The sequence below is a fragment of the Pseudomonas sp. DCB_BI genome, assembly GCF_026240995.1.
Classification (GTDB): domain Bacteria; phylum Pseudomonadota; class Gammaproteobacteria; order Pseudomonadales; family Pseudomonadaceae; genus Aquipseudomonas.
The window spans coordinates 144,481-167,433 of sequence record NZ_JAPFCG010000009.1 but is presented as its reverse complement, the minus strand read 5'-3'; the positions used below and the strand labels follow the sequence as shown (position 1 = coordinate 167,433).

Here is a 22,953-nt window from a genome sequence, read left to right as displayed (position 1 = left end):
CAGGTTGGTAAGAGCCAGACATTTGCAGCGCCTGTGAAATCGAGCGCCGCGCGGGCGGCGCTCGATTTCACACCCACCCCAAAGCTAAAGACAAGCACTTCGTCAAAAACAACATCACTATCGTCAAATCGACGAAACAAACGACATTAAGACAACACTCTGCATCTTAATAACGAACACCCCACTCCCTAAAATGACCCCCAGGCATCTCCTATACTCAGGCTCCGCTACCCGCGCAGCCTCTCTGGCAAGGTCACTTCATGAACAAGAAAAACCGCCACCCCGCCGATGGCAAGAAGCCGATCACCATCTTCGGCCCGGACTTTCCCTTCGCCTTCGACGACTGGCTGGAGCATCCGGCAGGCCTGGGCAGCATTCCGGCTGAGCGCCATGGTGAGGAAGTGGCCGTCGTAGGTGCCGGTATCGCTGGCCTGGTGGCGGCCTACGAGCTGATGAAAATGGGCTTGAAGCCGGTGGTGTACGAGGCCTCCAAGCTGGGCGGCCGGCTGCGCTCGCAAGCCTTCAACGGCACCGACGGGATCATCGCCGAACTCGGTGGCATGCGTTTCCCGGTGTCGTCCACCGCCTTCTATCACTACGTAGACAAGCTGGGCCTGGAGACCAAGCCCTTCCCCAACCCGCTGACCCCGGCGTCGGGCAGCACGGTGATCGACCTGGAAGGCCAGACCTACTACGCCGAAAAAGCCACAGACCTGCCGCAACTGTTCCACGAAGTCGCTGATGCCTGGGCCGACGCGCTGGAAAGCGGTGCCCAGTTCGCCGATATCCAGCAAGCCATCCGCGACCGTGACGTACCGCGCCTGAAAGCGCTGTGGAACAAGCTGGTACCGCTGTGGGACGACCGCACTTTCTATGACTTCGTCGCTACCTCGCGTTCATTCGCCAAGCTGAGCTTCCAGCACCGCGAAGTGTTCGGACAGGTCGGCTTCGGCACCGGCGGCTGGGACTCGGACTTCCCCAACTCGATGCTGGAAATTTTCCGCGTGGTGATGACCAACTGCGACGATCACCAGCACCTGGTGGTCGGCGGGGTGGAGCAAGTGCCACAAGGTATCTGGCGCCATGTGCCGGAGCGCTGCGTACATTGGCCAGAGGGCACCAGCCTGAGCGCGCTGCATGGTGGCGCGCCACGTACCGGGGTGAAGCGCATCGCACGCGCCGCTGATGGCCGCCTGGCCGTCACCGACAACTGGGGGGATACCCGCCACTACAGCGCCGTGCTCGCCACCTGCCAGACCTGGCTGCTGACCACCCAGATCGACTGCGAGGAATCGCTGTTCTCGCAGAAGATGTGGATGGCCCTGGACCGCACCCGCTACATGCAGTCGTCCAAGACCTTCGTCATGGTCGACCGGCCGTTCTGGAAGGACAAGGACCCGCAAACCGGGCGCGACTTGATGAGCACGACCCTTACCGACCGGCTCACCCGCGGCACCTACCTGTTCGACAACGGTGACGACAAACCGGGGGTGATCTGCCTGTCCTACGCGTGGATGAGCGATGCGTTGAAGATGCTGCCGCACCCGGTGGAAAAGCGCGTGCAACTGGCCCTGGATGCGCTGAAGAAAATCTACCCGAAGACCGACATTGCCGGGCATATCATCGGCGACCCGATCACCATTTCCTGGGAGGCCGACCCGCATTTCCTGGGCGCCTTCAAGGGCGCACTGCCGGGCCACTACCGCTATAACCAGCGCATGTACGCGCACTTCATGCAGCAGGACATGCCAGCCGAGCAGCGCGGCATGTTCATCGCCGGTGACGACGTGTCGTGGACGCCGGCCTGGGTGGAAGGCGCAGTGCAGACATCGCTGAATGCGGTGTGGGGTATCATGAATCACTTCGGTGGCAGCACCCACCCGGACAACCCAGGCCCGGGTGACGTGTTCGATGAAATCGGCCCGATCGCCCTGGCAGACTGACACAAGGAGACGCCATGCTCATTGCTCTGTTCCAGGGCGAACCCAAGCCACTGGACGTGCCCGGCAACCTGCAACGGCTGCGCGACCAGGCGCAGCTGGCAGCCAAACGCGGCGCACAGCTACTGGTGTGCCCGGAAATGTTCCTGACCGGCTATAACATCGGCCTGGCCCAGGTGGAGCGGCTGGCCGAAGCCAACGATGGCCCAGCGGCGATGGACGTGGTGGAGATTGCCCAGGCGCACCGTATCGCTATCGTCTATGGCTACCCCGAGCGTGGCGATGATGGGGCGATCTACAACAGTGTGCAGTTGATCGATGCACAGGGCCGCAGCCTGAGCAACTACCGCAAGACTCACCTGTTCGGAGAGCTGGACCGCTCGATGTTCAGCGCCGGCTCCGATCACTTCCCGGTGGTGGAACTGGAGGGCTGGAAGGTCGGGCTGCTGATCTGTTACGACATCGAGTTCCCGGAGAATGCCCGACGCTTGGCGCTGGACGGTGCCGAACTGATCCTGGTACCGACGGCGAACATGACCCCGTACGACTTCATATGCCAGGTCACCGTGAGGGCGCGGGCGCAGGAAAACCAGTGCTACCTGGTGTATGCCAACTATTGCGGCGCGGAAGACCCGATCCATTATTGCGGGCAGAGCAGCATCATCGGCCCGGATGGCAGCCTGCTGGCGATGGCCGGGCGGGATGAGTGCCTGCTGCTGGCGGAACTGGAACATGAGCGGGTGGTGCAGGGGCGGGAGGCATTTCCTTACCTGACAGACCTGCGCCAGGCGCTGCACCTGCGTAGAGGCTGACGGCCCACTCGCGGGTATGGCCACTCCCACAGAATTGGTGTCGATCTGCACATCACACTGAACCTGTGGGAGCGGGCCCGCCCGCGAAGAGGCCGGGCCTGCTCACACAAATGGGTTAGCATGAACACCTGCCCGGAGTTCCCATGCCTGAAACCACCCGCCACCTCACCCTCGCCAACGGCCTGCAACTGACCCTGCGCCACGCCCCGCGCCTGAAGCGTTCGGCCGCCGCACTGCGGGTGCACGCGGGCAGCCACGATGCCCCGACGAAATGGCCCGGCCTGGTGCATTTCCTTGAGCACCTGTTCTTTCTGGGCACCAAGCGCTTCCCGCTGGAAGATGGCTTGATGCGCTATGTGCAGGCCCTGGGCGGCCAGGTCAACGCCAGCACCCGCGAACGTGCCACCGACTTTTTCTTCGAAGTGCCACCCAATGCCCTGAGCGGAGGCCTTGAGCGCCTGTGCCAGATGTTGGCCGCCCCGGACCTGGGCATTGAACGCCAACGCCGCGAGCGGGAAGTGATCCACGCCGAGTTCATCGCCTGGTCGCGCAACCCCCAGGCCCAGCAGCAGTTCGCCTTACTGCAGTCAGTGTCACCGGGGCATCCGCTGGGTAGTTTTCAGGCAGGCAATCGATACACGCTGGCCCTGCAGGATCCAGCCTTCCAGCAAGCGCTTGCGGGCTTTCACGAGCGCTTCTACCAAGGCGGCCAGGTCACCTTGAGCCTGTGCGGGCCGCAGCCGCTGGATGAGCTTGAGCAACTTGGCCGACAACATGCCGAGCTATTCGCCGCAGGTGAGCAGGTGCCGCAAATGCCGCCGCCGCCACTGCCAGCGACGGCTACCCCGCTGGTCTTCTCTCACGAGCACCTTCCCGGCGGCGCCGAGCAAGCGCTGGAACTGCTGGTAGCCTGCCTCGACGACAGCCGCCCCGGCACCTGGCTGGGCACACTTCGCCAACGTGGCTGGCTGCAGGGTTTCAAGGCCGAAAAGCTCTATGCCCATGCCGGGCAACTGTTGTGGCAGCTCGACCTGAAGCTCAGCGCCGACGCCTGCCTGGACGACGCCTGCACCCTGCTGCACGGTTGGTTCGGGTTCATCCACCGGGCTGATCTTGAGCAGTTGAACCAGGAATTCGGCCTGCTGCTGCGCAGCCGCGAGCACGCCGCCAGTGCGCTTGAACTCGCCCGCCGGGACAGCTCCGGCCAGCCGTTCGCCAAACTGGATGCACAGGGCTTGCAGGCGCTGCGTGCCTTGCTTGATGGCTTGCCACGCAGCGATCAAGGCCAGTGGCAATTGCCCCAGGTCGAACCATTGCTGATGGCTGATTTGCCCCACGCCAGCACGCAGCCTGTGCCTGCAGCACTGAAAATCTGTGACCAGCTCCCTGCTGCCCGCCAATACGCGGCACTCTATCTGCGCTGGCACGTACCTTCGCCGCTGCGCCATCACCTGCACGGCGTGCTTGAACAGGCACTGGTGCCCCTGCAAGAACGCTGTGCAAGGGCCTCGGTGCAACTGCAGTTCACGACTGCCGGGGAATACTGGCAGTTACGCTGCACCGGGCAGCCGGCAGCGGTGTTGCACGCCGTGGAGCAAGCCTTGGCATTGGTGGTCAAGCCGCCAGCTAGCTGCTGGCAGCCCTGCACACCGCAGCCGCCGGCCCTGATCCCGATTCGGGCCTTGCTCAAGCAGCTGCCGGATGCAGTACTGGGCACCCTGCCCGCCGCCGCACCTGCCTGCACGCTGCAACAAGATCAACTCGACCACCTGTGGCAGCAGTCGCACTGGCAGGGCTTGGCCGCAGGCTTCGACGATGCCGCATTAAATACCTTGGGGAACGTTTTGCAGCACTGCCCGGGGCAAGGCGGGCAACCTGAGCCTGTGCCCAGCTGGGCCAACCATCGCTGGCAGCACGCCGCTGTGTCAGGCAGTGAACACGCCCTGCTGCTGTTCTGCCCCCTGGCGGCGGCCCAAGAAGCGCCGGGCCGCTTGCTCGCCCAGTTGCTACAAGGGCCGATCTACCAACGCCTGCGGGTCGAGCTGCAACTTGGCTATGCGATTTTCAGCGCCTTTCGTCAGGTCGAAGGCGTCGGCGGCCTGCTGTTCGGGGTGCAATCACCACACACCAGCCAGGCACAGGTCCTCGACCACCTGCGCACCTTGCTAGGCCAAGGCGTTACCCTTGACCCGGCAGCTCGCCAGGCGTTGGCCGAACAATTCGACGAGGCTGCCATGGCCAACGCAGACGTCGCCGAATGGGCATGGCAGACACACCTGGCTACACAACCCGTCAGGTTGGATACCCTACGCGCAGCTATCCTGAACACGCGGCAGTCGGATCTGGACCAGTTGCTAGACAACCTGCTCGATGCGGGTGCCAGCTGGCTATGCCTGGCCAACGCTGCCGCGCCAGATACTTCCTGGCAGGTCGCAAGGCATTAATTGTTACGCCAATTGCAATGGCACTTTTCGAATAATTAACCTTTCGGTACAAATTTTTCTTGTAAGATAGCGCAATCCCAGTTCCGGGAACCTCCTGCGTCTGGCGGTACCCAAGTAGTAGCTGAGCAACCTCAAACCCATCCGGAAGGAGTAATCCCATGTGGACCAAACCTGCATACACTGATCTGCGTATCGGCTTCGAAGTCACCATGTACTTCGCTAACCGCTAAGCCCGGCTTACGGTTCCACGCCTCGGCCCGCCGGGGCGTTTTCGTTTTTCAGATACGGATTTCGCACAGCAAAGAGAGTGGCCATGTACATTCAGGTTCTCGGCTCCGCCGCCGGTGGCGGGTTCCCGCAGTGGAACTGCAACTGCGCCAACTGCAAGGGCTACCGTGACGGTACCCTGCGTGCGACGGCGCGCACCCAGTCGTCCATCGCCCTGTCTGACGACGGCGTCCACTGGGTGCTGTGCAATGCCTCGCCCGACATCCGCGCCCAGCTGCAGGCCTTTGCGCCCATGCAGCCGGCCCGGGCCCTGCGCGACACCGGTATTAACGCCATCGTCCTGCTGGACAGCCAGATCGACCACACCACCGGCCTGCTGAGCCTGCGCGAAGGCTGTCCGCATCAGGTGTGGTGCACCGACATGGTCCACCAGGACCTCACCACCGGCTTCCCGCTGTTCAACATGCTCAGCCACTGGAACGGCGGCCTGCAGTGGAACCGCATCGAACTGCAAGGCAGCTTCGTGATCGACGCATGCCCCAACCTGCGCTTCACCCCGTTCCCGCTGCGCAGCGCCGCACCACCTTACTCGCCGCATCGCTTCGATCCCCACCCGGGCGACAACCTCGGTTTGCTGGTCGAGGACACCCGCACTGGCGGCAAGCTGTTCTACGCCCCGGGCCTGGGCCAGGTCGACGAAAAGCTGCTGGCGATGATGCACGGCGCCGACTGCCTGCTGGTCGACGGCACCCTGTGGGAGGATGATGAAATGCAACGCCGTGGTGTCGGCACTCGCACTGGCCGCGAGATGGGCCACCTGGCGCAGAACGGCCCGGGCGGCATGCTGGAGGTGCTCGATGCCTTCCCGCGCCAGCGCAAAGTGCTTATCCACATCAACAACACCAACCCGATTCTCGATGAAGACTCGCCCGAACGCGCCGAAGTGTTGCGCCGGGGCGTGGAAGTGGCCTTCGACGGCATGAGCATCGAGTTGTAAAACAGTCCGTGAAGCGACACAGACTCTATGGAAGCGGCCTGCCCGCTTCCACAGGGTGAATATGTGTCAGGCCTGACAATCGCTTTACAGGAGCCAGCCGAATGAGCGACGCACTGCCAATGTCCCCTGCCGAATTCGAGCAGGCCCTGCGCGCCAAGGGCGCCTACTACCACATTCACCACCCCTACCACGTGGCGATGTACCAAGGTCGCGCCACCCGCGAGCAGATCCAGGGCTGGGTTGCCAACCGTTTCTATTATCAGGTCAACATCCCGATGAAGGATGCTGCGATCCTGGCCAACTGCCCGGACCGTGAAGTGCGCCGCGAGTGGATCCAGCGCCTGCTCGACCACGATGGTGCCCCCGGTGAGGATGGCGGCATCGAAGCCTGGTTGCGCCTGGGCCAGGCGGTCGGGCTGGATCCGGACCAATTGCGCTCGCAAGAACTGGTATTGCCTGGCGTGCGCTTTGCCGTGGACGCCTACGTCAACTTTGCCCGGCGGGCCAGCTGGCAGGAAGCGGCCAGCAGCTCGCTGACCGAATTGTTCGCCCCGCAAATCCACCAGTCACGCCTGGACAGCTGGCCGCAGCACTACCCGTGGATCGACCCCGCTGGCTACGAGTACTTCCGCACCCGCCTGGGCCAGGCCCGGCGTGACGTGGAGCACGGCCTGGCGATTACCTTGCAGCACTACACCACCCGCGCGGGCCAGGAGCGTATGCTGGAGATCTTGCAGTTCAAGCTGGATATCCTCTGGAGCATGCTCGACGCCATGAGCATGGCCTACGAGCTGAACCGCCCGCCTTATCACTCCGTCACCCAGGACCGGGTGTGGCACAAGGGGATTACCCTATGAGTTTTGATCGCAATCAGGTGCCGAGCTGGCGGCCAGGCTACCGCTTCCAGTACGAGCCAGCGCAAAAGGGCCATGTGTTGCTCTACCCCGAAGGCATGATCAAGCTGAACGACAGCGCCAGCCTGATCGGTGGCCTGATCGACGGCCAGCGCGACGTGGCCGCAATCATCAGCGAACTCGAGCAGCAATTCCCCGATGTGCCCGAAGTAGCCGAAGACATCGAGCAGTTTATGGAGGTGGCCCGTGCCGAACACTGGATCGTCCTCGCCTGATGTGCCGCCTACGCCCGAAGTCGGCCTGCCGCTGTGGCTGCTCGCCGAGCTGACCTACCGCTGCCCGCTGCAGTGCCCTTACTGCTCTAACCCGCTGGACTTCGCCGCCCAGGGCCAGGAGCTGAGCACCGAACAGTGGTTCAAGGTAATGGCCGAGGCTCGGCAAATGGGCGCCGCGCAAATCGGCTTTTCCGGCGGTGAACCACTGGTACGCCAGGACCTCGTCGAGCTGATCGGTGAGGCCCGACGGCTGGGTTACTACACCAACCTGATCACTTCGGGCATCGGCCTGACAGAAGCGCGAATCGCCGACTTCAAGAAGGCCGGCCTGGACCATATCCAGATCAGCTTCCAGGCCAGCGATGAACAGGTCAACAACCTGCTGGCCGGCTCGAAGAAGGCCTTTGCGCAGAAGCTTGAAATGGCCCGTGCAGTGAAAGCCCACGGCTACCCGATGGTGCTCAACTTCGTCACCCACCGGCACAACATCGACAAGGTCGACCGCATCATCGAGCTGTGTATCGCCCTTGAGGCCGATTTCGTCGAGCTGGCTACTTGCCAGTTCTACGGCTGGGCGCACCTCAACCGCCTGGGCCTGCTGCCAACCCGAGCGCAGCTGGAACGGGCCGAGCGCATCACCAACGAATACCGCGACAAGCTGAAGGCCGATGGCAACCCGTGCAAGCTGATATTCGTCACCCCGGACTACTATGAAGAACGCCCCAAGGCCTGCATGAACGGCTGGGGCAATCTGTTCCTCACCATTACCCCGGACGGCACCGCGCTGCCCTGCCACGGCGCCCGCCAGCTGCCGGTGCAGTTCCCCAACGTCCGCGACCACGACCTGCACCATATCTGGTATGAGTCGTTCGGCTTCAACCGCTTCCGCGGATACGAGTGGATGCGCGAACCGTGCCGCTCCTGCGACGAGAAGGAAAAGGACTTCGGCGGCTGTCGCTGCCAGGCCTTCATGCTGACCGGTGATGCCAGCAACGCCGACCCGGTGTGCGCCAAGTCGGCCGAGCACGGCATCATCCTCAAGGCCCGCGAGGAGGCGGAAACCGCCGAGCTCGCCATTGAACAGATGACTTTCCGCAATGATCGAAACTCCCGTGTCATCGCCCGTGGCTGAATTCAGCGCGGCACAGGCGGTTGCTGCCGGCACCGACTTCGCTGAACTCAAAGTCAGTGCCGACGGGCTGTTCTGGAACGAGTTCCGACCCGCCGATGGTGCTTGCCGTGTCTGGCACTGGCTGCACTACCAGGCCCGCTGCCTCACCCCGGACGGTTTCAGCGTACGTAGCCGGGTCTATGAGTATGGCGGCGGCAGCTTCTGCCTGGGTGGCGACGGGCTGGTGTTCGTCAACGAAAAGGACCAGCAGGTCTACACCCAGCCGCTGGACGATTCGCTACCGCGTGCGCTGACTCAGGATGTCAGCTGCCGCTACGGCGATGTGCAGTGGCACGACGGCCAAGTGTTGGCCGTCGAAGAACGCCATGCCGAGCAGGTAGAGCATCGCCTGGTCGCATTGGCTAACAGCAGCCGCGAGGTGCTTGCAGAGGGCGCCGACTTTTACGCCTCGCCTACTGTCAGTGCCGATGGCCAGCGCCTGGCATGGGTCGAATGGGATCGCCCGGCACAGCCCTGGACCGTCACCCGGTTGATGTATCGCGAGAGGGATGCCAGCGGCCACTGGGGGCCGGCGCACTGTGTAGCCGCCGCAGAGGAATCGCTGCAACAGCCACGCTTCGATGGCGAAGGGCGGCTCTACTGCCTGTCCGATCGCAATGGCTTCTGGCAACCTTGGGGTGAGGTCGATGGCCAATGGCAGGCGTTGCCTGCCGCACCGGCAGACCATGCGGCTGCGCCTTGGCAATTGGGCACCTGTACCTGGTTGGCGCTGGGCCCGCAACGCTACTTGGCCAGCTGGTTCGAAGAAGGCTTCGGGCAATTGGGTCTGCGCGGTGAAGACGGCCGCATGGAGCGCTTCGCCAGTGCCTATACACGCTTTCGCAGCCTGGCCATGGACGCCGAGAACCTCTATGCCATTGCCGCCTCGCCCATCAGCCCGCCGGCAGTCATTGCCATTGACCGCAGCAACCACGAAGTGCGCGTGCTGGCCGGTGGTGCCGAAATACTGCCGGCAGGGCAAATCAGTCTGCCGCAGTCGATCCACTATGGCGGTGAAGGCGAACTGGCCCATGGTTTCTTCTACCCGCCGACGCAGTCGAAAGGTGCAGCACCACTGGTCGTGTTCATCCACGGCGGGCCAACCTCGGCGTGCTATCCCGTGCTCGACCCACGCATCCAGTACTGGACTCAGCGCGGCTTTGCGGTGGCCGACCTGAACTACCGGGGCAGCACCGGCTATGGCCGGGAGTACCGCCAGGCATTGCACCTGCGCTGGGGGGAGAGCGATGTGGCGGATGCCTGCGCGGTGGTCGAGTACCTGGCAGCTCAAGGCTTGATCGACAAGCACAAGGCGTTTATCCGCGGCGGCAGCGCCGGGGGCTACACCACCCTGTGCGCCTTGGCGTTCCATGACAAGTTCCGCGCCGGCGCCAGCCTGTACGGGGTCAGCGACCCGGTTGCCCTGGGCCGTGCCACCCACAAGTTCGAAGGGGATTACCTGAATTGGCTGATCGGCGACCCGCAGCAGGACGCTGAACGCTATCACCAGCGCACGCCGCTGATGCATGCGGAGCAGATCAAGGTGCCGGTGATTTTCTTCCAGGGCGAGCTGGATGCGGTAGTGGTGCCGGAGCAGACACGCTCGATGTTGGCAGCGTTGCAGGCCAACGGGATCGACGCTGAAGGGCACTTTTATGCGGGGGAGCGGCATGGGTTCCGCAACGCGGAGAACCTGGCGCACGCCTTGGAGGAAGAGTGGAAATTCTATTGCCGGGTGTTGATGCAGTAGCCCAGCGCACCCTGTAGAAGCAACCTTGTGCTGCTCCTACAGGGGCCAATCTCTGCCTGTATCAGCGCTTGGCGATGATATACACCGCATGCACGATACCCGGAATGTACCCCAGCAGGGTCAGCAGAATATTCAGCCAGAACGCCCCGCCAAACCCCACCTGCAGAAACACGCCCAGCGGTGGCAGAAGAATGGCGATGATGATGCGAATAAAGTCCATGCGAGTCTCTCCTAAAGGGTTACATCAAAGACTAGCCGCCCGCCACAGAGGTTCCACAGGCAAAAAAAAACGCCCCGGGCCGAATGAAACAGGCCAGGGGCGATGCGCAGGAACGCCAGACGGTTCGTTGAATTCTTTGCCAGGCCGCTATGCCGGCACTACGTGGCGGGCCTGCTGCTGGGCATGCAGGCGGGTGAAGGCACGTGCCAGGCGCAGCAGCATTTCATCGATGTTGCCTTTGCTCACGGTCAGGGCCGGTGAAAAGCGCACCACATCCGTTTGGGGAGCATTCAGCAGCAAGCCTTCGTGCAAGGCCGCCGCCACCAGCTCGCGGGCCAGGTTTTCTTTCAGTTGCAGCGCCCACAGCAGCCCTTGCCCGCGCACTTCGCCCTGGCCATAGCGCCCGGCCAGGCGGCTCAGCCCTTCGCGCAAATGGCGGCCATGGTCTTGCACCTGGGCAAAGAAACCAGGCTCCAGCACGGTATCCAGCACGGCCAGGCCTGCGGCGCACATCAGCGCGTTGCCGTGGTGGCTGCCTTCCAGCTCGCCCGGCGCAGCGCAGCACGCAGTACCTCGGGCCAGCAACGCCGCCAGCGGTACGCCGCCGCCCAGGCCCTTGCCCAAGGTGATGATGTCGGCGCGCACCCCGTAGGTTTCTTCGGCCAGCAGCGCGCCACAGCGGCCAATGCCGGTCTGCACCTCATCGAGGATCAGCAGGATGCCCAGTTCGCGGCACAGCGTTTCCACACCCTTGAGGTATTCCTGTGTGGCCGGAATTACCCCTGCCTCGCCCTGGACAGGTTCCAGCATGATCGCCACGGTGCGCGAGTCCACCTCGGCGTGCAGGGCCGCCAGGTCATTGAACGGCACCTTGCTGAAACCCGGCAGGCCGGGCTCGCAGCGGTTGCACGGCAGGGGGTCAGATGCCGACAGTGCGCCCAGGCTGCGGCCATGGCAGGCCTGGGTGGCGGTGATGATGTGATAGGCGCCGTTGCGGTGCAGCTGGCCCCACTTGCGCGCCAGCTTGATCGCGCCCTCGCAAGCTTCGGCACCGCTGTTGAGCAAATAGGCCTGGTCGCTGCCGGTGCTCTGGCACAGGCGGTTGACCAGCCCTAGCAGGCCACGGCTGTGAAAGCCAGAACCCGGGTTGATCAATGCCTGGGCCTGATTGCCCAGCGCCTTCACCAACGCGCTGGGGCTGTGGCCCAGGCTGTTCACCGCGCCACCTTGGGTGAAATCCAGATAGGCATGCCCGTCGCTGTCCCACAACCATGAGCCCTGGCCACGCACGAAAACCTGCGCTGCGCGTTCCGCGCTGGGCATCAGGCGCTCTCGCGATATCTCGTCGGCTGGCGGCACGATCACCGCCGCGCGCTTGGGCTCGGCGGCCGCAACAGCGGCCGAGCGGCGCAGGTTGAACAGGTTCATCAGGGCTCCAGCCATGCACGGTAAGGGGCGGGCACGGGGCGGTCTTGGTGCCGCCACTCGATATTTTGCCTTGCCTATCAAAAGTGTTTTTCATCCGGGGTAACAATCGATCGATTGCTCGCTGTAACCCGTTGGAATACGGCGATAGACTAGGCCTCAGAAGGGTTTTCGACCATTTCGTTTTTCCAGCATTTTCGATAAGTGTTACTTATGGATTTCCGCCAACTGCGTTATTTCGTCGCGGTCTACGAAGAAGGCCATGTCGGCCGCGCCGCCGAGCGCCTGTCGCTGTCCCAGCCGGCGCTTTCACAGCAGATCCGTCAGCTGGAACATAGCCTTGACCTGAGCCTGTTCGAGCGCAGCAACAAGCGCCTGCTGCCGACCCTGGCGGCCCATACTTTGTACAACCATGCCCTGCCACTACTCGACGGCCTGCAACGCGCCCATGAGGCCATGCGCAACTTCAAGGGCCAGTCGCTGCGCACCTTGGCCATCGGTGTATTGCAGACCGTGCGGCCAAGCCTGGTACCGCAGCTGCTGGAACGGCTGCGCAAGGCGCAGCCGCACCTTGTCGTGCAGATCTACGAACTATCGGGGCTGGAGATCGAGAGGCGCTTGCTCAACGGCAGCCTGGACATCGGCATCAGCTACCTGCCGCCGCGCCAGCCTGGCTTGCATGGCCTGCTGTTGTATGAGGATGAGCTGCAACTGGTGATCCCGGCCACACACCCACTGAAGGACTTCAAGAAGGTGTCCATCCGCCAAGCCGCCGAATTGCCCATGCTGATGCTGGGCGAGGAGTTCCAGATCCGCCAGATCTGGCAGGCGCAGCTGGCCAGCCAAGGGCGACGGCCGCAGGTGCAGGCAGAGATGAACAACATGGCGGGGATTCTCGACAGCCTGGCGCACACGGCGCTGGCAACGATTCTGCCGGGGCGGGCCAAGGATGCTGCCGAAGATGATCAGGGCTTGCTGTGGAAGCCGTTGAGCGAGCCGCGGGTGCCGCTGAAGGTTGGCCTGGTGTTCCGCGATGCCCAGCGCCAGCAGGCCTCGGTGGAGCTGCTGCGCACGCTGCTCGAGGAAGAGGCGGATGTCCGGCTGTTGGGAGCATCGCCGCTGGATGTGCTGGCCTGAAAAAACGCGCACAAAGAAAACCCCGCCGAAGCGGGGTTTCCCAGACTGTTTCCCTGTGACATCCGTATCGCCCCGCCATCCTGGCAGGTGGTCCTTCGTCGTCGTCCTTGATCTGTCCTTTGCGCTTCCTGCGCAACGTCCATGTGTTAAAGATTAACCGTGGATCCAATCTGAGAACAGTGGTGAAAAGTCACCACGTCGTGTAGGAAAAAGCTTACAAAGGGATTTATTCCCAGATATACCGGGAATTGGGGCTGCTGCGCAGCCCATCGCGACACAAGGCCGCTCCCACATGGGACCGCGCAACTGTCCAAATCTACGCGATACCTGTGGGCGCGGCCTTGCGTCGCGATGGGCCGCAAAGCGGCCCCAGAATCTGTCAGAACTGCTCGGCATCCAGCAGGTAAAGCGACTCGCTCCCCGCCTTCACCGATGCCACCAGCGAATCCACCCGTGGCAGCAAACGTGCAAAGTAGAACCGCGCGGTACCCAGCTTGCCCGAATAGAACGCAGCATCCCCCTCACCCGCCTGCGCAGCCCGCGCCATCAGTGCCCACATGTAGCCATAGGCAACATAGCCAAAGGCATGCAGGTACTCGACCGACGCCGCGCCAATTTCATTCGGGTTCCCTTTGGCTTGCTGCAGCACCCACTCGGTCAGCCCATCGAGCTGGTCGAGCGAAGCTGCCAAGGGCTTGGCAAACTCATTCAGCTCGCTACCCGCGCTGGCAATGAACTGGCGAATCTCGTCAGAGAACAGCTTGTAGTAGGCCCCGCCGCTCGCCACCACCTTGCGCCCCATCAAGTCGAGGGCCTGAATACCGTTGGTGCCTTCGTAGATCTGGGTGATGCGCACATCACGTACCAACTGCTCTTGGCCCCACTCGCGAATATAGCCATGCCCGCCAAATACCTGCTGGCCATGCACGGTGCACTCCAGGCCCAGGTCAGTGAGGAAGGCTTTGGCCACTGGCGTCAGCAGTGCCACCAGCTCTTCGCTGCGTTTGCGCACACTGGCGTCTTCACTGAACTTGGCACTGTCCAACTGCATGGCCACATAGGTGGAGAAGGCGCGGCCACCCTCGATAAGCGCCTTCATGGTCAGCAGCATGCGCCGCACGTCCGGGTGGACGATGATCGGGTCGGCGGCCTTGTCCTTGGCCTGCGGGCCGGTCGGGGCGCGGCTCTGCAGGCGGTCGCGGGCGTATTCCACGGCGTTCTGGTAGGAACGCTCAGCCGAGGCCAGGCCCTGGATACCAACGCCCAGGCGCTCGTAGTTCATCATGGTGAACATGGCCGCCAAGCCCTTGTTCGGCTCACCGACGATGAAGCCGACTGCCTCGTCGAAGTTCATCACGCAGGTAGCCGAGGCCTGGATGCCCATCTTGTGCTCGATCGAGCCGCAGGTAGCCGGGTTGCGCGCGCCCAGGCTACCGTCTTCGTTCACCAGGAACTTCGGCACCAGGAACAGTGAAATGCCTTTCGGCCCCGCCGGTGCATCCGGCAGCTTGGCCAGCACCAGGTGGATGATGTTTTCGGTCAGGTCATGCTCGCCACCGGTGATGAATATCTTGGTGCCGCTGACCTTGTAGCTGCCGTCAGCCTGCGGTTCGGCCTTGGTGCGAATGATGCCCAGGTCGGTGCCGGCATGCGGCTCGGTCAGGCACATGGAGCCAGCCCAAACGCCGGCATACATGTTCGGCAGGTATTTTTCCTTCAACGCTTCACTGGCATGGGCGTTGATCGACAGGCAGGCACCGGCGGTCAGCATCGGGTACAACCCGAAGGACAGGCTGGACGCATTGACCATTTCCTCGACCTGGGCCGAGATGGCCTTGGGCATGCCCATGCCACCGAACACCGGGTCGCCGCCCACACCTACCCAGCCGCCTTCGGCGTAGGTGTTGTAGGCCTCGATGAAGCCGGCCGGGGTGCGTACCGCGCCGTTGTCCCAGTGGCAACCCTCTTCATCGGCCGCGCGGCTGAGCGGTGCGATAGACCTGGCGGTGACCTTGCCGGCTTCTTCCAGCACGGCCATGGCCGTATCGGCATCGACAACTTCGGCCAGCCCGGGCAACTGCGCCCACTGCTCGGCCACGTTGAACACTTCATTGAGTACGAAGCGCATGTCGCGCAGGGGCGCTTTATAGTCAGCCATGACAACCTCTCGATAGTCGGGTCGGGGCGGTCTCGGGGGAACCGCGACACTGGGGTTACTGCCAGTGTAACCGAACAACTTTTACGAGACATAGGGTCATCAGTAGACTGTACAGTCAATTTTGGTCACGCAGTGCGCACGGCTCCGCGCAGCGATTGCTGACCGTGCACCATGACACAATTGCGCCCTGCGCCTTTGGCGCTGTACAGCGCCTGGTCCGCGCACTTCAATACCGCATCGGGGTTGCGATGATCGGCCTGGCGCTCGGCCACGCCAATGCTGATGGTGACCGACACCGTGCCACCGCTGCTGCCCGCGCGGCGTTGGCGCCCGGCGCTATCATCCTGCGGGCGGCTATGCTGGTCGCGCAGGTGCATCACGTAGTTGGCGATCACTTCGCGCACGGCCTCGACGTGCGGCACGCATTCCTCGGCGGTCTTGCCGGCAAACACCAAGGCGAATTCCTCGCCACCATAACGGTAGGCGCGGCCACCGCCGGTGACCTTGGACAAGCGGCTGGCGACCAGGCGCAGCACCTGGTCGCCGACGTCGTGGCCGTGGGTGTCGTTGAATTTCTTGAAGTGGTCGACGTCGGTCATTGCGATCACATAATTGCGCCCCAGACGCTGCATGCGCTCGTTCAGCGCACGCCGCCCCGGCAGCCCGGTCAGTTCGTCGCGGAAGGCCATTTGGTAAGCCTCGTGAGCGACCGCAGCTGCAATCATCAGCATCACCTGGCTGCACATGATGTTCAGGGTGAACGGCAGGATGAAGGTTTGCGGCAGCATCCAGAAGATGCCCAGCAGGCCAATCACCTGCGCCGCGTGCAGCGGCCGTGGGGCGCGCAGGTATTGCACCACCAGCAGGATGAACACACCGAAGAACAGCGGGTAGACCAGCTGGATCAGGCTCATCCACTGGCCATGCAACGCCGGCCAGCGGATCTCCGCCAGCCAGCTGAGCAACGCCTCGGGGTAGCTTTGCTCCAGGGCCACTGCCACGCTGCCGACAGCGAACAGCACGGCGCCACGGGCGATCAGGTCCTGCAGCAGGTGGGTGCGTTCCTGCCAGGCTCCGTACAGCCCGAACAGCGCCGCCAGCAGCAGGCACACCAGGTGGAAGATCACCGCGGCGTCCTCGCGCACGCGGCCATGGTCACGGTAGAAGTCCGTCTGCGTATCGAGCAGAAAGTAGGCAATGTACACCGTGAGCATCAGGAACAGCTCACGCTGACGGCGGTACACCGCGCAATAGGCGCCCCCCAGTAGCAGGACCAAGGTGGGCAGGACGTTGAACAGCGATGTGAAGAAAACACTGAGGTCTCTCACATAGGCTGCGGCGAGCCCTGCCACCAACAGGAGCAGTGAAGGCAGGAAGTGGCTTGCGCGTACAGCGTTAAGACGAAACAAGGGTAATCTCCAACCCGGCAGATCAATGATGGCATTGTGCCCTTACTTCATCGGCAGTGCACATGAACAGTTGAGTTTGCGATTCAATGAACGAAGCGCCGGCCTCCAGCAAAGGGCCGTGCTGAACCTGAAAAAATAAAAAACCCGCCTGCCGGTGAGGGCAGGCGGGTTTTGGCTACCGCGCCAGGGTCAGTAGGACAGGCCGAAGTTTTCTTCGTCCATTGCCATCAGGTTGTTGGCACCCGACAGCATGGTCGCCACATGGGTACGGGTACGTGGCAGGATGCGCTGGAAGTAGAAGCGCGCCGTCTGCAGCTTAGCGGTGTAGAACGCCTCTTCGCTGGTGCCGGCTGCCAGTTTTTCGGCGGCCAGACGGGCGATGTCGGCCCAGAAGTAGGCAAGGCAGGCGTAGCCGGAATACATCAGGTAATCAACCGAGGCCGCACCCACCTCTTCACGATCCTTCATGGCAGCCATGCCCACTTTCATGGTCAGCTCGCCCCATTCCTTGTTGATCGCGGCCAGTGGCTCGACGAATTCCTTCACCGCCTCAACGCCTTCCTGGGCCTGGCAGAACTTGTGCACGATCTTGGTGAAGCCCTTCAAGGCTTCGCCTTGGGTCATCAGCACCTTGCGGCCGAGCAGGTCGAGGGCCTGGATGCCGGTGGTGCCTTCGTACAGCATCGAGATACGGCTGTCGCGTACGTTCTGCTCCATACCCCACTCGGCGATGAAGCCGTGGCCGCCATAGATCTGCACGCCGTGGTTGGCGGCCTCGAAACCGACTTCGGTCATGAACGCCTTGGCAATCGGGGTCAGGAACGCCAGCAGGGCGTCAGCCTTCTTGCGCTCTTCTTCGTCCTGGCTGTACTTGACGATGTCCACCTGCTTGGCGGTGAAGTACACCATCGCGCGGTTGCCTTCGGCGAAGGCTTTCATGGTCAGCAGCATGCGACGCACGTCCGGGTGGACGATGATCGGGTCGGCAGCCTTGTCCGGCGCTTTCGGGCCAGTCAGGGAACGCATCTGCAGGCGCTCACGGGCGTACTTCAGGCCGCCCTGGAACGCCACTTCGGCGTGGGCCAAGCCTTGCAGCGCGGTACCCAGGCGTGCAGTGTTCATGAAGGTGAACATGCAGTTCAGGCCTTTGTTGGCTGGGCCAATCAGGTAGCCGGTGGCTGCGTCGAAGTTCATGACGCAGGTAGCGTTGCCGTGGATACCCATCTTGTGTTCGATCGAGCCGCAGCTCACGCCGTTGCGCTCGCCCACACCGCCTGCGGCGTTGGGCAGGAACTTCGGCACGATGAACAGCGAGATACCCTTGGTACCGGCCGGTGCGTCCGGCAGGCGGGCCAGGACGATATGGACGATGTTCTCGGCCATGTCATGCTCACCGGCCGAAATGAATATCTTGGTGCCCGACACCTTGTAGCTGCCGTCGGCCTGTGGCTCGGCCTTGGTGCGCAGCATGCCCAGGTCAGTACCGCAGTGCGGCTCGGTCAGGCACATGGTGCCGGTCCACTCGCCAGACACCAGCTTGGTCAGGTAGGTGTGCTGCTGCTCGGCAGTGCCGTGCGCAGAAATGGTGTTCATCGCGCCATGCGACAGGCCTGGGTACATGCCCCACGACCAGTTCGAACCGCCAACCATTTCGCTCAGGGCCAGGCCCAGCGACTCCGGCAGGCCTTGGCCGCCGTGCTCGACGTCGTGCGCCAGGCTCGGCCAGCCGCCTTCTACGAACTGCTGGTACGCCTCTTTGAAGCCGGTCGGGGTTTTCACACCCGACTCACTCCAGGTGCAGCCTTCCTGGTCACCCACGCGGTTCAGCGGCGACAACACCTGCTCACAGAACTTCGCGCCTTCTTCAAGGATCGCATCGACCATGTCGGGCGTTGCGTCCTGGCAACCCGGCAGGCTCTGATAGTGCGCCTCGTAGCCGAGCAGCTCGTCGCGAACGAAGCGGATATCACGCAAGGGGGCTTTGTAATCAGGCATTGCGATGAACCTCTAGGTGAGTTCTGTGGGGTGACTCGCGCTCGGCGCGACGTCTGTCAAACAGTTGTTTGAAACTTACGTTTAGCTCCCGCTTATGTCAAGGAGGGACTATGGTGCCATTTACGCCACGGAAAATGGCGTATGCGCCAACCGCAGGCAAAAGCCCCCTTCTTGGGAGCCGACATGCCGCTAAACAGACAGGCCAGGCAAAAGAGGTGCATGCCTGCCGATGCGCGGGCACGCCCTCTCGCACAGGCTCCCACAGGGGCTGAGCGGGTAGGGAACTTGATTGGCGCGGCGTGTCAGGCGTAGGTATCGATGATCCGGCCGAGCATTTCGTCGGATGCCTTGACCACTTTTGCGCCAAGCTCGACTTCGGTCTTGCCCACTGCCTGTTGCACGACACTGGTAGCAAGGTCCATCTGCTGGCTGCGGTCCACAGCGCGCAGGCGTTCGGCCTGATAATCGCTGGATTGGCTGGTGGCAGTGCGTTCAGCACTGGTATTGGCGATCTGGCCGGCGGCCTGATCGAGACGGTTCTGGCCGGACTGGATTGCGCTCAAGCCCGCGTAATAGGCGGAGCTACCGGTGATTTCCATGTCAGGACTCCATTGACGCTGGATAGGAACACGCCAATTAAAGCAGGCGATCAGCGAAAAGGCCCGTTTAAATCGCTAATGGCCCGGTGCCAGTTGATAGGCCTTGGGTATCCCTGCGATGAAGCCGGGCCTGAAAACAGCTAATCCAGCAGATCCAGGTGCAGATGTTCAGCCACCATGTCGGCACTGGCCTGCTTGAGCTTGGGTACCCGCCCCAGGCAGGGTGCAGGCAACCGTTCGGCCAGGCTGGCCAGGTTCTCTTCCAGCCTTGAAGTACGCGGCTCGATGATGTTGGCCACCCAACCCGCCAACTGCAGCCCGTCGCGCTCGATCGCCTCGGCACTGAGCAAGGCATGGCTGATGCACCCCAGCCGCACCCCGACGACCAGTATTACTGGCAGCTTCAGCGCTACGGCAAGGTCGGACAGGTTCTCCAGACCAGACAATGGCACACGCCAGCCACCCGCCCCTTCAATCAATGTGAAGTCGGCATTTTGTTGCAACACGTTGCGCATCGCCGCCAGCAGCTCCGGCACTGCCAGCGTCACCCCCGCCTCGCGCGCCGCCACATGCGGAGCGATGGCAGGCTCGAAGGCAAACGGGTTGACCTGCTCATAAGGCAACTTGATCGTGCTTTCATCGATCAGGGCCTGCGCATCGCTGTTGCGTAAGCCTTTGGGCGTCATCGTACAGCCAGAGGCCACCGGCTTGGCGCCCAGGGTGCTCATGCCCTGCGAGCGCGCCGCATGCAGCAGCCCGGCGGCAATGGTGGTCTTGCCGACATCGGTATCGGTACCGGCAATGAAATAGGCCTGGCTCATCTCGCTCCCCTTACGCCTGTGGCTTGCGCAACACACCATAGACCACCTGATAGGTGGCTGGCAGCCCCGCAGGCTGGCGAAATGCTTCATAAGCCTGCAACAGGCCCTGCATGCGTGCCCGCCCGGTAAGGCCGGAAGGCCGCCCAGGGTTAAGATTGTGCGCACCCAACGCCTTCAGTTCGTGGGTCAGGCTGCGCACATCGGGGTAATGCAGCACGTGTGGGCAGCGCTGCAGCTCAAGGTGTTCGAAGCCACTGTCGGCACACAGGCGCTGGTAGTCCTCGAAACGGCGGAAGCGGTTCACATGCACCAGGCCATCCACGGCCTGCCAGCTGGCGCGCAGTTCATCGAGGGTGCCCACGCACAGGCTACTGAAAGCCAGCACGCCACCCGGGCGCAGCACGCGCAGGGCTTCTGCCAGCACACTGGCGAACTGGTCGCACCATTGCACAGCCAGGCTAGTGAACACCAGGTCAACACTGGCATCGCGCAGCGGCAAGCGCTCGGCGTCGCCGGCCACGTGATAGTGCGCCCCACCTTGCTCATTGCGGGCATGACGCAGCATACCTTCGGCAATATCGACCGCTACGCCGCTGGCCTGGGTGAAACGTTCGGCCAGGATACGGCTGAAGTGGCCGGTGCCACTGCCCAGGTCCAGCCAGCGCGATGGCTGCAGGCCCGCGGGCAAGTGCTGTAACAGCCCCAAACCGACGGCACGCTGCAGCGCAGCCACGCTGTCGTAGCTTCCCGCAGCGCGGGAAAACGAAGCCGCTACCTGGCGTTTGTCGGGCAATGCGCCGGGCAGGGTCGGACGGGATAGGTCAGTCATCGCCACTCTCATGCAGAAAACTCTTGATGCCCGCCGCCAGCTCCTGCGGGTACTCCAGCAGGAACGCGTGGGAACTGTCTTCGACCAGGCCCACTTCCACATCGGGTAGCAGTTCGCTCAATGCCTTTGCCGCCTCTGCCGGCACCAGCGCATCGCTGCCGGCGAACAGGTGCAGTTGCGGGCCGCCATAGGCCTGCAGGGCTTGGCGGGTGTCCAGCTTGGCCAGCACTTCAAGGCCGGTCGCCAGGTACAGCGGGTCGGTATCCGGCACGCCGACACCCAGCTGGCGCAGTAGGGTTCGCGGTTGCTGGGCGCCGTCGCTGCACAGGGTGCGGAAGCGCTTGAGGGTTACTTGGGTATGGCTGCGGCAGCCGTCGAGAAAGGTGCCAAAAGTGTCTTCGGCCATGCCATGCGGCCAATCGGCACGGGCGACGAAACTGGGGTTGCTGGCCAGCGTCAGCAGGCCACAGCAGTGATCGCCCCGCTTGTGCGCCAGCGCGCTGGCAAGCATGCCACCCAATGACCAGCCGCCTAGCCAGACATCACTGGGCAGCTTGCGGTCGAGGTGCTCGATCCAGCTCTCAACGTCGCTGTGAGGCAACTCCGGCAGGGGCATGAGTTCAACCTGCAAGCGGGCATCCTGGGCACGCAGGCTGGCGGCCAGCGGTTCCAGTGAGGCAGTGCCCAGGCCCCAGCCGGGCAGCAGTACAAGACGATTACGCATCGGCGTTCTCCAACTGTGGATAACACTCGGCCAATGCATTCAACAATAGCTGCACCTGCGCCTCGCTGTGTGCGGCGCTCAGGGTCACCCGCAGGCGGGCACTGCCAGCCGGCACGGTGGGTGGGCGGATTGCAGTGACCAACAACCCCCGCTCGCGCAGCATGCGCGACAGGCGCAGGGCCTGCGCGCTGTCACCAATGACGATTGGCTGGATCGGCGTCGGGCTGTCCATCAATTGCAAACCGATCTGCTGCGCGCCTTCGCGGAACTGCCGGATCAACGCCGCCAGGTGCTCGCGGCGCCAGGTTTCGCTGCGCAGCAGCTCCAGGCTCTTGAGCGTGGCGCAGGCCAATGCAGGTGGCTGGCTGGTGGTGTAGATGTACGGGCGGGCGAACTGCACCAGCGTCTCGATCAGCTCTTCGCTGCCGGCAACAAAGGCACCGGAAGTACCGCAGGCCTTGCCCAGCGTGCCGATCAGCACCGGCACGTCATCCACGCCCAGGCCGAAGTGCTCGACAATACCGCCGCCCTGAGCGCCCAGGGTGCCCAGACCATGGGCGTCGTCGACCATCAGCCAGGCACCGCGGGCACGGGCGACATCGGCCAGCGCCGGCAGGTCGGCAAGGTCGCCGTCCATGCTGAACACACCGTCGGTCACCACCAGGGTATTGCCGACGGCCTTGTCCAGGCGGCTGGCCAGGCTGGTCGGGTCGTTATGCAAGTAACGGTTGAAGCGGGCACCACTGAGCAGCCCGCCGTCCAGTAGCGAGGCGTGGTTCAGACGGTCTTGCAGCACGGTGTCGCCCTGCCCCACCAGCGCAGTGATGGCGCCGAGGTTGGCCATGTAACCGGTGGAGAACAGCAGCGCACGCGGGCGGCCGGTGAGTTCGGCCAACGCCTCTTCCACCCGATGGTGTGGAGAGCTGTGGCCGATTACCAGATGCGAAGCGCCGCCACCGACACCCCAGTGCTCGGCACCCGCCTGCCAGGCCGCGATCACATCGGGGTGATTGGCCAGGCCCAGGTAGTCATTGCTGCAGAAAGCCAGCAAACGCTGGCCGTCGACCACCACGTCCGGCCCCTGTGGGCTCTGCAGCAGTGGCCGCTGCCGATACAGGTCTGCGGCGCGCCGTTCGGCCAGGCGCGCCGCCAGGTCAAAGGCCAT

The 22,953-nt window shown here is 63.2% G+C and carries 20 protein-coding genes; 10 read left to right on the top strand and 10 right to left on the bottom strand.

Annotation, left to right across the window (positions count from 1 at the left end):
* Positions 1 to 260 precede the first annotated feature (260 nt).
* The 9 genes from OO258_RS12170 (at position 261) to OO258_RS12130 (ending at position 10,471) form a co-directional block, all read left to right on the top strand.
* Positions 261 to 1,943: a flavin monoamine oxidase family protein gene (locus OO258_RS12170; protein ID WP_266030676.1), complete on the top strand. Its 1,683-nt coding sequence runs from the start codon at positions 261 to 263 to the stop codon at positions 1,941 to 1,943.
* 14 nt (positions 1,944 to 1,957) lie between these two features.
* Positions 1,958 to 2,752, top strand: coding sequence for a carbon-nitrogen hydrolase family protein (locus OO258_RS12165; protein ID WP_266030675.1), 795 nt, complete (start codon positions 1,958 to 1,960; stop codon positions 2,750 to 2,752).
* A 143-nt stretch (positions 2,753 to 2,895) separates the two neighbouring features.
* Positions 2,896 to 5,196 carry a pyrroloquinoline quinone biosynthesis protein PqqF gene (gene pqqF / locus OO258_RS12160; protein WP_266030674.1) on the top strand — a complete coding sequence of 767 codons (2,301 nt, stop codon included), beginning with the start codon at positions 2,896 to 2,898 and terminating at the stop codon, positions 5,194 to 5,196.
* 158 nt (positions 5,197 to 5,354) lie between these two features.
* A complete protein-coding gene (gene pqqA / locus OO258_RS12155) occupies positions 5,355 to 5,426 on the top strand; it encodes a pyrroloquinoline quinone precursor peptide PqqA (RefSeq protein WP_003243383.1) in 72 nt (23 codons plus the stop codon).
* An 83-nt stretch (positions 5,427 to 5,509) separates the two neighbouring features.
* Positions 5,510 to 6,421, top strand: coding sequence for a pyrroloquinoline quinone biosynthesis protein PqqB (gene pqqB, locus OO258_RS12150; RefSeq protein WP_110745871.1), 912 nt, complete (start codon positions 5,510 to 5,512; stop codon positions 6,419 to 6,421).
* A gap of 101 nt (positions 6,422 to 6,522) precedes the next feature.
* On the top strand, positions 6,523 to 7,278 hold the full coding sequence (gene pqqC / locus OO258_RS12145; protein WP_012270176.1) for a pyrroloquinoline-quinone synthase PqqC: 756 nt from the start codon (positions 6,523 to 6,525) through the stop codon (positions 7,276 to 7,278).
* On the top strand, positions 7,275 to 7,550 hold the full coding sequence (pqqD, locus tag OO258_RS12140; protein WP_266030673.1) for a pyrroloquinoline quinone biosynthesis peptide chaperone PqqD: 276 nt from the start codon (positions 7,275 to 7,277) through the stop codon (positions 7,548 to 7,550). Before pqqC ends, pqqD begins: the two co-directional genes overlap by 4 nt.
* Complete coding sequence (pqqE, locus tag OO258_RS12135; protein ID WP_266030670.1) at positions 7,522 to 8,682, top strand: pyrroloquinoline quinone biosynthesis protein PqqE; 1,161 nt, start codon at positions 7,522 to 7,524, stop codon at positions 8,680 to 8,682. The genes pqqD and pqqE overlap by 29 nt, the downstream gene beginning before the upstream one ends.
* Positions 8,648 to 10,471, top strand: coding sequence for an alpha/beta hydrolase family protein (locus OO258_RS12130; RefSeq protein WP_266030669.1), 1,824 nt, complete (start codon positions 8,648 to 8,650; stop codon positions 10,469 to 10,471). The genes pqqE and OO258_RS12130 overlap by 35 nt, the downstream gene beginning before the upstream one ends.
* A gap of 61 nt (positions 10,472 to 10,532) precedes the next feature.
* On the opposite strand, the gene OO258_RS12125 is transcribed toward OO258_RS12130, so the two are convergent.
* Both OO258_RS12125 and OO258_RS12120 read right to left on the bottom strand, forming a co-directional pair.
* Entirely contained in the window at positions 10,533 to 10,691 is a 159-nt protein-coding gene (locus OO258_RS12125; RefSeq protein ID WP_003177654.1) for a YqaE/Pmp3 family membrane protein, read from the bottom strand.
* 147 nt (positions 10,692 to 10,838) lie between these two features.
* Positions 10,839 to 12,119 (bottom strand): aspartate aminotransferase family protein, encoded by a 1,281-nt coding sequence (locus OO258_RS12120; protein WP_266030668.1) that lies wholly within the window; start codon positions 12,117 to 12,119, stop codon positions 10,839 to 10,841.
* A gap of 210 nt (positions 12,120 to 12,329) precedes the next feature.
* Here OO258_RS12120 and OO258_RS12115 point away from each other — a divergent pair, with 210 nt between their 5' ends.
* A complete protein-coding gene (locus tag OO258_RS12115; protein WP_266030666.1) occupies positions 12,330 to 13,253 on the top strand; it encodes a LysR family transcriptional regulator in 924 nt (307 codons plus the stop codon).
* A 379-nt stretch (positions 13,254 to 13,632) separates the two neighbouring features.
* On the opposite strand, the gene OO258_RS12110 is transcribed toward OO258_RS12115, so the two are convergent.
* From OO258_RS12110 to bioF, 8 genes are all read right to left on the bottom strand, one after another.
* Positions 13,633 to 15,411: an acyl-CoA dehydrogenase C-terminal domain-containing protein gene (locus OO258_RS12110; protein ID WP_266030665.1), complete on the bottom strand. Its 1,779-nt coding sequence runs from the start codon at positions 15,409 to 15,411 to the stop codon at positions 13,633 to 13,635.
* A 125-nt stretch (positions 15,412 to 15,536) separates the two neighbouring features.
* On the bottom strand, positions 15,537 to 16,820 hold the full coding sequence (locus OO258_RS12105; protein WP_266030663.1) for a sensor domain-containing diguanylate cyclase: 1,284 nt from the start codon (positions 16,818 to 16,820) through the stop codon (positions 15,537 to 15,539).
* A gap of 189 nt (positions 16,821 to 17,009) precedes the next feature.
* Positions 17,010 to 18,815 (bottom strand): phenylacyl-CoA dehydrogenase, encoded by a 1,806-nt coding sequence (locus OO258_RS12100; RefSeq protein WP_266030661.1) that lies wholly within the window; start codon positions 18,813 to 18,815, stop codon positions 17,010 to 17,012.
* 302 nt (positions 18,816 to 19,117) lie between these two features.
* Entirely contained in the window at positions 19,118 to 19,414 is a 297-nt protein-coding gene (locus OO258_RS12095) for a pyrroloquinoline quinone biosynthesis protein PqqE (RefSeq protein WP_266030659.1), read from the bottom strand.
* Between the two features lie 140 nt (positions 19,415 to 19,554).
* The gene (gene bioD, locus OO258_RS12090) at positions 19,555 to 20,235 is read right to left on the bottom strand and encodes a dethiobiotin synthase (protein WP_110745881.1); all 681 of its coding nucleotides are present in this window, start codon (positions 20,233 to 20,235) and stop codon (positions 19,555 to 19,557) included.
* Positions 20,236 to 20,245: 10 nt separating this feature from the next.
* On the bottom strand, positions 20,246 to 21,064 hold the full coding sequence (gene bioC / locus OO258_RS12085; protein ID WP_266030657.1) for a malonyl-ACP O-methyltransferase BioC: 819 nt from the start codon (positions 21,062 to 21,064) through the stop codon (positions 20,246 to 20,248).
* Positions 21,057 to 21,788: an alpha/beta fold hydrolase gene (locus OO258_RS12080; protein ID WP_266030656.1), complete on the bottom strand. Its 732-nt coding sequence runs from the start codon at positions 21,786 to 21,788 to the stop codon at positions 21,057 to 21,059. The genes bioC and OO258_RS12080 overlap by 8 nt, the downstream gene beginning before the upstream one ends.
* Positions 21,781 to 22,953 carry an 8-amino-7-oxononanoate synthase gene (bioF, locus tag OO258_RS12075; RefSeq protein ID WP_266030653.1) on the bottom strand — a complete coding sequence of 391 codons (1,173 nt, stop codon included), beginning with the start codon at positions 22,951 to 22,953 and terminating at the stop codon, positions 21,781 to 21,783. Before bioF ends, OO258_RS12080 begins: the two co-directional genes overlap by 8 nt.